The organism is Betaproteobacteria bacterium, assembly GCA_009693245.1.
Lineage (GTDB): Bacteria > Pseudomonadota > Gammaproteobacteria > Burkholderiales > SHXO01 > SHXO01.
This window is the reverse complement of sequence record SHXO01000023.1, coordinates 23,287-34,953: the sequence shown is the minus strand read 5'-3', so window position 1 is coordinate 34,953 and position 11,667 is coordinate 23,287. Positions and strand designations below refer to the sequence as shown.

Here is an 11,667-nt window from a genome sequence, read left to right as displayed (position 1 = left end):
GAGGAGCGCATGCGCACGCTAAGATTGGCGAAGGGGATTCCCCTGGCCGAAGAAACCTGGGCCTCCATTGTGGCCACCGCGCGTTCGCTTGGCGTGGCCGCACCAGGGCACGCCTAGAATCTATGTCGTATCGAGATTTCCTAAATTCATGACCAAGATTTTATTCAAGGCCGTTTCTCTCATCCCCACCCTTCTCCCGGGGGGAGAAGGGCTTTTCCTCCCTCGCCCTCCTGGAGAGGGAACGAGGGTGAGGGAAACAGTAGCAAGAAGCCCGGCCTACCATGTCTTCTCATATGCGCAATAAACCGATGCTCCTCATGGGCGCCGTGGCCTACGCCCCCAAAGTGGTCACCATCTGGGATGGCTTCAAGGAATATTTTTCCAGGAATGGGTTGCCCTTCGATTACGTGTTGTTCTCGAACTACGAGCGCCAGGTCGAAGCCATGTTCGAGGGCGGCATTCATGTGGCCTGGAATTCTCCGCTCGCATGGATTCGGGCACAGCGCATGGCCAAGGCACGCGGTCTTCCCATGGAAGCCCTTGTCATGCGTGATGCGGATTGCGATCTCACCTCCGTCGTCGTGGTGAAGTCCGATTCGCCGGTCAAGGCCTCCAACGATTTGATGGGAAAGCGCGTGGCCGTGGGCGCCATCTATTCGCCTCAAGCGACGCTGATTCCCCTGGAGGTTCTGCGCCGCCAGGGAGTGGTACCGCAGCACGGAATTTTCCGTGCTGCGCTTCGATGTCCTGGGCGGCAAGCACGGGGATCACATTGGAGGCGAGCGTGACGCCGCGAGTGCCCTCATGGCGGGCCAGGCCGACGCCGCCTGCATGATCGACGGCAATCACTTGGCCTTCATCAACGATGGCACCCTGCCCGCTGGACAGACTCGCGTGCTCGTGCAAACGCCGGCCTTCGATCATTGCAATTTCAGCGTGAGTCCAGGCGCACCACCGAACTTGATTGCCCAATTCAATGGCATTCTGCTAGGTATGTCATACGCTGATGCCGAGATTCGGCCCTTGCTTGACCTGGAGGGACTCAAGGCATGGAGACCCGGGCGCACGCAAGGCTACCAGCTGCTTGAGGATGCCGTAAACGAAACGGGCTTCTACGATGCCAGCGGCAACATCGCCATCGCCGGTTATCGATATTTAGGGCGCCGGCCTCGATCGCGGCGACCATCTCCTCATCAAGCGCGCGCTGCAAAACTTGGCTGTGGGTTCGCGCCTAGGCGTGACGGGAACGGCGCCGGATCTCGCCGTGCATCTTCTTGGCTGGTGCCGCGCTCAGGGGCACGGTTTCACCGCCAGCGCGGACGGCGGCCCCGCCTGGATCACGAAGGGAAGCGCACAGGCGGGAAGATGGCGCGGCGCCGAATCCGCGGGCCAGGCGGACAGCGCGAATGAGGAAGCGGTAGCGGACTCTCCGCGCGCCACATGGGGGCTTGCCGCTCGCGGCGCCACGGTGGACGATCCCAACATCGTGTTGTTGGGACGAGAAGCGATCTACCGCGACGGCGAGCGAGTGGGATGGCTATCGAGCGCGGGATGGGGCCATACGGTACGAAAGAACATTGGATTTGGGTATGCTCGCAACGCAAGCGGATTGGATGAGGCATTTCTGAAAACAGGAATTTACGAATTGGAAGTCGCGGCCGAACGCCATCCCTGCACGCTCCATCTCGCCCCCTTGTACGATCCAAGGGGGGAGCGCATCAGATCGTGAAGACCCCGCGGATAACGACTGCGCCGCACGAAGGACTCAACCGCGAATCGTCATGACGCAACGCCCGCCCATTCGGCAATTTCTCGATACGGATATGAAGGCGGTGCTGGCTGTCATCAACGCAGCCGCCCAGGCCTACAAAGGAGTCATACCACGGGACAGGTGGCATGAACCCTATATGCCCCTTGCTGAACTGGAGACGGAAATTTCCAGCGGCGTCCTATTTTGCGTGGCCGAAGAAAAAGAGAAACTGCTAGGCGTGATGGGAATCCAGGATAAGGGCGAGGTCGTCTTGGTACGCCATGCCTACGTCACGCCATCCGAACAAAGAAAGGGAATCGGGACAAGACTTCTTCGCCATGTGAAAAGTCTTACGAATAAGCCAGTGTTGATCGGAACGTGGGCGGATGCGGCGTGGGCCATCGGGTTCTACCAGCGCAATGGCTTCACGGTGGCGCCGGCTGCGCGGAAAGATTTTCTGCTCCGAAGATATTGGTCCATTCCCGGGCGGCAAATCGAAACTTCCGTCGTGCTAACGGACGAGCGCTGGATAGCCGCTCAAGCTGCTAGTAAATAGTCTCTTACGAATTCACCGTTGACAGAATTGGAGAAGAAATTGCGGAACGGCGCTTTGGGGGCTCAACAAGGGGATCGCCCCTTGTTCCTCTTGGGGGATAAACAAGGGGGGCTCCCCTTGTTCGTAATATGATTGTTGCCGAAGCGAGTGCGTGCGTTTTGGTTCCGGCTATGACGGCTTAGGGTTCAGGCCAAGTGTGCTTGCCCTAAATACTCTTGCGTCTGCATCTCGGTTAGGCGGCTGCTCGTGCGAGCGGCACCATGCAAATCCGCTTGTTGTTCGAGAAGCCTGTCCAGCCCGCACTCGGCCGACAGCACCAGGTTCACGCGCCGGTCGTAGAACTCATCGACCAGCCAGGTGAAGCGGCGCATGGCTTCCTTTGCGTCCGGGCCGAATCGCGGAACGCCTTCGATCAACACGGTGTGGAAGCGGCGCGCGATCTCGATGTAATCGGCCGTTCCGCGCGCGGTTTCGCACAGTTCCGAGAAGGTAAACCAAGCGGTTCCGTCGCCGGTTCGCACGGCCTTGAGCGGGCGCTCCTCCACATCGAGTTCGCAATCGGACTCGCCTTCACTGCCGGCGATTTCCACGAAGGCCAAGCGCATTTCCTCGGCCGTATGGTCGTTGAGCGGCGAGTGATAAACGCCTGCCTTCTGCAAGTGCCGCAAACGGTAATCCACCGGGCCATCCAGCCTAACGAGTTCCAGATGGGTTTCAATGATTTCGATGGCGCGCAGAAAGCGGGCGCGCTGCAAGCCATGGCTATAGAGCTGGCTGGGCGCGTCGTTGGAGGTTGTCACTAAAGCAACCCCCTCGCTGAAGAGCCCGGAGAGCAAGCCGCTCAGGATCATGGCGTCGCCGATATCGGCGACGTGAAACTCATCCAGACAGAGCAACCGGAAATCCCGCGCCAGGCGCCGTGCGATCAGCCTGAGCGGATCCGGGCGGCCTTGCAGAGCCTTGAGTTCCGCGTGCGTTTCTTTCATGAAACGATGAAAATGGATCCGGCGCTTCTTGGGTTCGGAGCAGTAGCTGAAGAAGGCATCCATGATGAAAGTCTTGCCCCGCCCAACCGCCCCGCATAAATAGATTCCGCGAAGGGGCGCGGGCTTACTGAAAAGCTTCAACAACCCCTTGGAGGGCCAGTGCTTTAGATCTTTCTCCAGGCGCTCGAACGCGGTGCTGGCCGAGCGTTGCGCGTCGTCGAGTTGGTAGCCATGGGCCAGAGCGAGTCGTTCTAGGGCGCCGCGAAAGGATGCCTGTGTCCCATCGCCTTGCATGACGATGTCCGTTCGCGCGTTCATCTACAGGTTAAAGATTGAGCGTCCGCTTATCCACTCCAAGGGCGGCTTCGTGCAGCGCCTCGGATAAGGTGGGATGAGCATGGACGATGCGCGCGATGTCCTCGCTGCTGGCGCCGAATTCCATGGCTACCACGGCTTCGGAAATGAGTTCCGAGGCGTAGGGGCCGATGATGTGCACGCCAAGAATTTTGTCGGTCTTGGCATCGGCCAGCATCTTGACGAAACCGGCGGTCTCGCCCAAGGCACGCGCGCGCCCGCTGGCAATGAAGGGAAATTGCCCCACGCGGTATTGCACACCATCCGCTTTCAACTGTTGTTCAGTCTTGCCCACCCAAGCGATCTCTGGCGCGGTGTAGATCACCCAGGGAATCGTGTTCAAATCCATATGCGGATTCTGGCCCGCGATGATCTCCGCCACCATCACGCCTTCCTCCGACGATTTATGCGCCAGCATGGGGCCGCGCACCACGTCGCCGATGGCGTAGACGTTGGGAAGATTGGTGCGATTGCGCGCGTCCACTTCCACGTAACCCTTGGCATCTATCTTTAGCCCCACTGCCTCCGCGCCAATGGCCGCCGTGTTGGGCACACGCCCGATGGCGACGATCAGGCGGTCGAAGCCGGCGATCTGGGTTTTACCTTCCTTGTCCTGGTAGGTGACTTTGACACCCCCGTCTTCGCGCTTGACTTCACTAATGCGCACGCCCATGTGGATTCTCAAATCTTGCGCGCCATTGAAGATGCGAAAAGCTTCCTTCGCCACTTGCTCATCCGCGGCCTGAAGAAAGGACGGCAGCACTTCCAGAATCATGACTTGCGCGCCCAAGCGCTTCCACACGCTGCCCATTTCCAAACCGATCACGCCCGCGCCGATCACGCCCAGTTTCTTGGGAATGGCCTTGAAATCGAGCGCACCGGCATTGTCGCACACGATTTCGTTATCCACCTCGGCGCCGGGCAGATGACGCGCCAGCGACCCCGTGGCGATGATGACGTGCTTCGCCTCGATGGTCTGCACGTCCTCGCCGTTCTTGACCTCTATTTGGTAACGCTCTCCCGCCGCCACGAAACGTCCGCGGCCGTGCATCGAGGTCACCTTGTTTTTCTTGAACAGCATGGCGATGCCCATGGTGAAGGTATCGACGATCTTGTTCTTGCGCGCGAGCATCTTGGGAATATCCACGGAGAGTTTCTCGATGGTGATGCCGTGCTCGCCGAACTTGTCGCGCGCGCGCTCGAAATTTTCGGAGGACTCCAGCAGGGCCTTCGATGGTATGCAGCCCACGTTCAGGCAAGTACCGCCCAGGCTGGGCTTTCCCTTGGCATCCTTCCAATCATCGATACAAACGGTCTTAAGGCCCAGTTGCGCGGCACGAATGGCAGCCACGTAACCGCCGGGGCCCGCTCCGATGACTGCGACGTCGAATTGGTTCATGTCTTGAGAGGGAGGTGGGAGGGGGGAGGAGGGAGGAGAAATTCATCTTCTCTCCCCTCAAGGGAACAGGGGTGGAACGAGGGTGTACTCCTCCCTCCTCCCACTTCCCTCCTCCCTTTGCTCATACTTCCAGCAACAAACGCATCGGATCTTCCAACGCTTCCTTGATAGCCACGAGAGACAGCACGGCTTCGCGGCCGTCGATGATGCGGTGGTCGTAGGACAGCGCCAGGTAATTCATCGGCCGGATGACGATTTGGCCGTTTTCCACCACGGCTCGTTCCTTGGTGGCGTGCACCCCCAGGATCGCGCTTTGCGGCGGGTTGATGATGGGGGTGGAGAGCATGGAACCGAAGACCCCGCCATTGGAGATGGAGAAAGTGCCTCCGGTCAGATCTTCCATGGTGAGTTTGCCTTCCTTCGCGCGATTACCGAATTCGGCGATCTGTTTCTCCACATCCGCCAGGCTCATCTGCTCCGCGTTGCGCAGGATAGGCACGACCAAGCCGCGCGGACTCGAGACGGCGATGCCTATATCGAAGTAGCCGTGGTACACGATGTCGTTGCCATCCACGGAGGCGTTCACGACGGGAAAGCGCTTCAGGGCATGCACGGCCGCCTTCACGAAGAATGACATGAAGCCCAAGCGCGCGCCGTGATCCTTCTCGAATTTGTCCTTGTATTTCGCGCGCAGATCCATAACGGGTTGCATGTTGACCTCGTTGAATGTCGTGAGGATCGCCGCCGTGGATTGCGATTGCAGCAAACGTTCCGCCACGCGCGCGCGCAAGCGCGACATGGGGACTCGTTGTTCTGGCCGGGCGCCAAGAACGCCTTCCACGCTCACCGGCGCTGGCATGCCCGATGGTTTGGCGGGTGCCGGTTGCGTCATCTTGGCGAGAACATCTTCCTTGGTGACGCGCCCGCCTCGTCCCGTGCCACTAATTGCATCAATGTTTAGATTATGGTCGGCCGCGATTTTCTTGGCGGCGGGCATGGCCTCCACCGCGACCGCGGCCTTACTGATTGCCTTATTCCCATTCGCGGTATTTTCCATTATGGCGGCTGGTACCGCCGCCATGGCGCTGGCCTTTCCTTCCGTATCGATGGTAGCGATGAGTTCGTTGCTCACCACCGATTCTCCGTCAGCCTTGACGATGGAGGCCAGCACGCCCGATTGCGGGGCCGGAAGTTCGAGCACCACCTTGTCGGTTTCGATGTCGATGAGATTTTCGTCTTGCTGGACGAACTCCCCGGCCTTCTTGTGCCAGTTGACCAAGGTCGCCTCGGCCACGGATTCGGAGAGCTGCGGTACTTTGACTTCAATCAGCATGCGAGATTCCCTATTAGTAATGCGTGCTGCCCGGACCGCGGGCAGTGCCTTGCACGGAACCGACCACGTTATTCGTGATCTTCCGGAAAGCGGCGTTCACCACTTCTTTTTGCTGCTCGATGTGCAACGAGCTATAACCCGCCGCCGGCGAAGCGGAGGATGGCCGTAGCGCATAGGCCAATAATTGATCAGGCCGCATGTGCCGCAGCAGGTAATGCTGGATGCGATGCCAAGCGCCCTGGTTGCCCGGTTCTTCCTGGCACCACAGCACTTCCTCCGTATTACGGTACAAATTGATCTGCTCTTGAAAATCGTCGTGCGGAAACGGATAGAGCTGTGCGATGCGCACGATCACCATGTCCTTGATGCCGCGTTCGAGGCGCGCGGCGCGCAAGTCGTAGAACACCTTGCCGCTGCATACGATCACCCTCTTCACTCTTTCGGGTTTGATATCCACATCCCACTCGCCATTGACCGGCATGAACTTGCTGGCGGAGAACTCCTCCAGCGGCGACACCGATTCCTTGTGGCGCAGCAAACTCTTGGGCGAGAAAATGATGAGCGGCTTGCGGTAGGGCCGGATCATCTGCCGGCGCAGCAGGAAAAACATTTGCACCGGCGTGGCCGGGACGCACACCTGGATGTTGTAGTCCGCGCATAGTTGCAAGAAGCGCTCGATGCGCCCCGAGGAATGCTCCGGGCCCTGGCCTTCGTAACCGTGCGGCAGCATCATGACCAAACCGCATACCCTGCCCCACTTCACCTCGCCCGAGGCGATGAACTGGTCGATCACCACTTGCGCGCCGTTGGTGAAATCGCCAAACTGTGCTTCCCACACCACCAGCTCATTGGGCTCGGAAGTGGAGTATCCGTACTCGAAACCTAGCACCGCTTCCTCGGAAAGCACCGAATCGATCACAGCGATATCGCCCTGGTTAGGCGCGATATGCTTGAGGGGGATGTAAGTTCCCGCGTCCCACTTTTCACGGTTTTGGTCGTGCAGCACGGCGTGGCGGTGGAAGAAGGTGCCGCGCCCGGAATCCTGCCCGGATATGCGCACCGAAAATCCGTCGCGCAAGAGCGACGCGTAGGCCAGATTCTCCGCCATGCCCCAATCCACCGGCATCTTGCCCTGCCCCATCAGCCGGCGGTCCGCGATGATTTTCTCCACCCGCGGATGCAACTTGAAGTTATCGGGAATTGTGGTGAGCTTTTCCGCCAGCATCTGCAAATCCGCGAGCGGCAAGGTGGTGTCGTCCTTCTCGTTCCACTTGGTGTTCTTGTAAGGCGCCCAGTCGACGGCGAAGGGCGGTCTGTAATTGGAGAGGATGGTCTTGTTGGTATGATGGCCCGCCTCCAGAGCTTGCCGGTAATCCGCCATCATCTGGGCGGCGTCCTGGGCACCGATCACCCCTTGGGCGGCCAGCTTGTCCGCGTAGAGCTTACGGGTTCCCGGATGCACATTGACGCTCTTGTACATGATCGGCTGGGTGACCATGGGTTCGTCCTGCTCGTTGTGCCCCAGCTTGCGGAAGCACACGAGATCGACGACGACATCCTTCTTGAATTTGGTGCGGTAATCGAGTGCGATTTCGATGGCCATCACCGCGGATTCCGGATCGTCGCCGTTGACGTGGAAGATGGGCGCTTCCACCATCTTGGCCACGTCCGTGCAGTAGAGCGTCGAGCGCATGTCGCGCGGATCCGACGTGGTGAAACCGATCTGGTTGTTGACCACGATGTGCACGGTGCCGCCCGTGCCGTAGCCGCGCGTTTGCGAAAGATTCAGCGTCTCCATGACCACGCCCTGGCCCGCGAAGGCGGCATCGCCATGGATGAGAACCGGCAATACTTCGTTGCCGTCACGGTCCTTGCGCCGGTGCTGGCGCGCGCGCACGGAGCCTTCCACCACGGGATTGACGATCTCCAGATGAGACGGGTTGAAGGCGAGCGTCAGGTGCATGGGTCCGCCGGGCGTCATCACATCGGAAGAGAAACCCTGGTGGTACTTCACGTCGCCCGCCAGCAGCGCGTCGTCGTGCTTGCCTTCGAATTCCGAGAACAAATCCTTGGGCATCTTGCCCAGGGTGTTGACCAACACATTGAGGCGGCCGCGATGGGCCATGCCGATAACCAGTTCTTGCACGCCTGCTTGCCCCGCGCGCTGAAGCAGGCTGTCCAGCATGGGAATCAAGGTGTCGCTGCCTTCGAGCGAAAAGCGCTTCTGGCCCACATAGCGCGTGTGCAGATAACGCTCCAAACCTTCGGCCGCGGTGAGCCGGCCGAGAATCAAACGTTTTTGATCCGGCGAGAAACTGGGCTTGGCGCGAATGGGTTCCAGGCGTTCCTGGATCCAGCGCTTTTCCGGGCGGTCGCTCAAGTACATGTACTCCACACCCAAGGTGCCGCAATAGGTTTCGCGCATCCCCTTGATGATTTCGCGCAGCGTCGCTTGCTCGGGGCCGATCAGGGAACCGGTGGTGAACACCCGGTCCATGTCCGCGTCGGTCAAATCGTAATAGGCCGGTTCCAGCTCCGCGATGTGCGGCGGCTCCTGGCGCTTGAGAGGGTCAAGTTGGGCCAAGCGCACGCCGCGGAACCTGTACTCGGCGACGAGCTGAATGACGGAGACTTGCTTGCGGTCGACACTCGCCACCGGCGGCCCGGCGGCATAGCGGGGCTTCTTGGTGATCTGCACGAAGGACTCGACAATGGGCGCGTGCGCGACATCGCGCGCTCCGGGTTGCTGCCGGAGCTGCTCGAAGTAGCTCCGCCATTGGGGTACAACGCTCTCGGGATTCTCGAGAAAAGCTTCGTAGAGTTCCTCGACGAAGGGTGCGTTACCGCCGAAGAGGTAGGAATTGGCTTGGTACTCGCGCATCATTGTTCAAATCTCCTTAGGCGTGAAACGTGACCCCAAGCCCTCGCGCTTCACTCTTCACGTTTCACCCTTCACGCTCTTAACGCGATGGGAACTACCTTGCGCTGGTCCGCGCCGATGAAGAGCTGGCGCGGGCGGCCGATCTTTTGTTCGGGGTCGCTGATCATTTCGTTCCACTGCGCGACCCAGCCCACGGTGCGCGCCACGGCAAAAATGGCGGTGAACATGCTGGTGGGAATTCCCAGGGCACGCTGCACGATGCCGGAATAGAAATCCACGTTGGGGTAGAGCTTCTTCTCCACGAAATAGTCGTCTTCCAAGGCGATGCGCTCCAGTTCCATGGCAAGCTTGAAGAGGCGGTCGTTTTGCAAGCCCAGTTCGCCCAGCACTTCGTGGCAGGTTTCGCGCATCAACTTGGCGCGCGGATCGTAATTCTTGTAGACGCGGTGGCCAAATCCCATCAGACGGAAGCCGTCGTTCTTGTCCTTGGCCTTCTTGATGTACTCCGGCACGCGCGACACGTTGCCGATTTCCTCCAGCATGGTGAGGCACGCCTCGTTGGCGCCACCGTGGGCGGGCCCCCACAGGCAGGCGATGCCAGCGGCGATACAGGCGAAGGGATTGGCCCCCGAGGAACCCGACAGGCGCACGGTGGAGGTGGACGCGTTTTGTTCGTGGTCGGCGTGCAAGATGAGAATGCGATCGAGGGCCCGTACGAGCACGGGATTGGGCTCGTATTCCTCGCAGGGCGTGCCGAACATCATGTGGAGGAAGTTCTCCACGTAGTTCAGCTTGTTGCGCGGGTGCATGAAGGGCTGGCCCGTGTTGTACTTGTAGCACATGGCCGCGATGGTCGGGACCTTCGCCAGCAAACGCACGGCGGATATTTCGCGGTGTTCGGGGTTATTGATATCCAGCGAGTCGTGATAGAAGGCCGAGAGCGCGCCCACCACCCCCACCATGACCGCCATGGGATGGGCGTCGCGGCGAAAACCGCTGTAGAAGCGCGCCAATTGCTCGTGCACCATGGTGTGCTTGCGGATGCGGTCGTCCCACTCGCGCTTGTGTCCGAGGTTGGGCAATTCGCCTTTCAGCAGCAGGTAGCAGACTTCGAGAAAGTCGCATCTCTCCGCCAGTTGTTCGATGGGGTAGCCCCGGTAGAGCAACACGCCTTCGTCGCCGTCGATGAAGGTGATGGCGGACTTGCAGGCGGCCGTGGACATGAATCCTGGGTCGTAGGTAAATTTGCCTGTTTTGCTGTAAAGCGCCTTGATGTCGATGACGTCGGGGCCCATCACGCCGCTGTGGACGGGAAGTTCCACGGAGGGCGATCCGTCCGAGAAGCTCAGCGTCGCGGTACGAGTTGCCTTATTGACCATTTCAGGGCTATTCATGCGATGTCCTTCGGCGTTTGTTGCCAGATGAAACTATACCTGTTGGGATCAGATGTTTCGGAGCAGCCCAATCACTTCCCGCCATTGCGGCCGTGGCGTATCCGTGCGCCCCGAAATCAAGTCCCAGAGATCGTTATCTGGAATTTCCAGTATTTCCTTGAAAATAATGAACTGCCCGGCCTCCAATCGTTCGGCGTGGCGGTCGAGAAAGCGCTGGAGCACGATATCCACCTCCAGCATTCCGCGCCGGCACTGCCAGCGGATGCGTTCCCATTCGCGGGATAGAGGCTCCACGGCTAGACCGCGCGCCTCACCATCAACTCCTTGATCTTGCCGATGGCCTTGGTGGGATTGAGGCCCTTCGGGCACACGTCCACGCAGTTCATGATGGTATGGCAACGGAATAAGCGGTAGGGATCTTCCAGATTATCCAAGCGCTCGGCGGCGCTCTGGTCGCGCGAATCGGCGAGAAAGCGGTAGGCTTGCAGCAGCCCCGCCGGGCCCACGAATTTGTCGGGATTCCACCAGAAAGACGGGCAAGCCGTGGTGCAGCAGGCGCATAGGATGCACTCGTAGAGGCCATCCAACTGCGCGCGCTCCCGCGGGCTTTGCATGCGCTCTGTTTCGGGGGGCGGGTCGTTGTTCACGACGTACGGCTTGACCGAGTGGTATTGCTTGAAGAACTGGGACATGTCCACGATCAGATCCCGGATGACGGGCAACCCTGGCAGCGGCCGGATTTGCACCGGTTCCTTCAGATCCGCGATGCGGGTAATACATGCCAACCCGTTCTTGCCGTTGATATTCATGGCATCGGACCCGCACACCCCTTCCCGGCAGGAGCGCCGCAAGGACAATGTATCGTCCAGGGTCTTGATACGAATCAACGCATCCAGCAGCATGCGATCGCTCTCCTGCAACTCCACTTGGTAGTCCTGCATGTAAGGAGCCGCGTCCTTGTCCGGATCGTAGCGGTAGATTTGGAAGTGCATGGTTTTCCTTGAGGAGAGGAGG

The 11,667-nt window shown here is 59.7% G+C and carries 9 protein-coding genes and 1 pseudogene; 3 read left to right on the top strand and 7 right to left on the bottom strand.

Going from position 1 to position 11,667, the window contains the following annotated elements:
* Positions 1-308: 308 nt before the first annotated feature.
* From EXR36_05740 to EXR36_05730, 3 genes and pseudogenes are all read left to right on the top strand, one after another.
* A pseudogene (locus tag EXR36_05740) lies at positions 309-1,410 on the top strand (hypothetical protein).
* Positions 1,193-1,729 carry a hypothetical protein gene (locus EXR36_05735; GenBank protein MSQ59145.1) on the top strand — a complete coding sequence of 179 codons (537 nt, stop codon included), beginning with the start codon at positions 1,193-1,195 and terminating at the stop codon, positions 1,727-1,729. Before EXR36_05740 ends, EXR36_05735 begins: the two are co-directional and overlap by 218 nt.
* Positions 1,730-1,781: 52 nt before the next feature.
* Positions 1,782-2,306 carry an N-acetyltransferase gene (locus EXR36_05730; protein ID MSQ59144.1) on the top strand — a complete coding sequence of 175 codons (525 nt, stop codon included), beginning with the start codon at positions 1,782-1,784 and terminating at the stop codon, positions 2,304-2,306.
* 185 nt (positions 2,307-2,491) lie between these two features.
* Here the strand turns inward: EXR36_05730 and EXR36_05725 are convergent, their stop codons facing one another.
* From EXR36_05725 to EXR36_05695, 7 genes are all read right to left on the bottom strand, one after another.
* Complete coding sequence (locus EXR36_05725) at positions 2,492-3,610, bottom strand: cell division protein ZapE (GenBank protein MSQ59143.1); 1,119 nt, start codon at positions 3,608-3,610, stop codon at positions 2,492-2,494.
* A 7-nt stretch (positions 3,611-3,617) separates the two neighbouring features.
* Complete coding sequence (gene lpdA / locus EXR36_05720; protein ID MSQ59142.1) at positions 3,618-5,045, bottom strand: dihydrolipoyl dehydrogenase; 1,428 nt, start codon at positions 5,043-5,045, stop codon at positions 3,618-3,620.
* A 121-nt stretch (positions 5,046-5,166) separates the two neighbouring features.
* Complete coding sequence (gene odhB, locus EXR36_05715; protein MSQ59141.1) at positions 5,167-6,378, bottom strand: 2-oxoglutarate dehydrogenase complex dihydrolipoyllysine-residue succinyltransferase; 1,212 nt, start codon at positions 6,376-6,378, stop codon at positions 5,167-5,169.
* 13 nt (positions 6,379-6,391) lie between these two features.
* Positions 6,392-9,262 carry a 2-oxoglutarate dehydrogenase E1 component gene (locus EXR36_05710; GenBank protein ID MSQ59140.1) on the bottom strand — a complete coding sequence of 957 codons (2,871 nt, stop codon included), beginning with the start codon at positions 9,260-9,262 and terminating at the stop codon, positions 6,392-6,394.
* A gap of 68 nt (positions 9,263-9,330) precedes the next feature.
* Entirely contained in the window at positions 9,331-10,638 is a 1,308-nt protein-coding gene (gene gltA, locus EXR36_05705; protein MSQ59139.1) for a citrate (Si)-synthase, read from the bottom strand.
* Positions 10,639-10,701: 63 nt separating this feature from the next.
* Positions 10,702-10,893, bottom strand: coding sequence for a succinate dehydrogenase assembly factor 2 (locus EXR36_05700; GenBank protein ID MSQ59138.1), 192 nt, complete (start codon positions 10,891-10,893; stop codon positions 10,702-10,704).
* 56 nt (positions 10,894-10,949) lie between these two features.
* Positions 10,950-11,645 carry a succinate dehydrogenase iron-sulfur subunit gene (locus EXR36_05695; protein ID MSQ59137.1) on the bottom strand — a complete coding sequence of 232 codons (696 nt, stop codon included), beginning with the start codon at positions 11,643-11,645 and terminating at the stop codon, positions 10,950-10,952.
* Between the last annotated feature and the right edge of the window lie 22 nt (positions 11,646-11,667).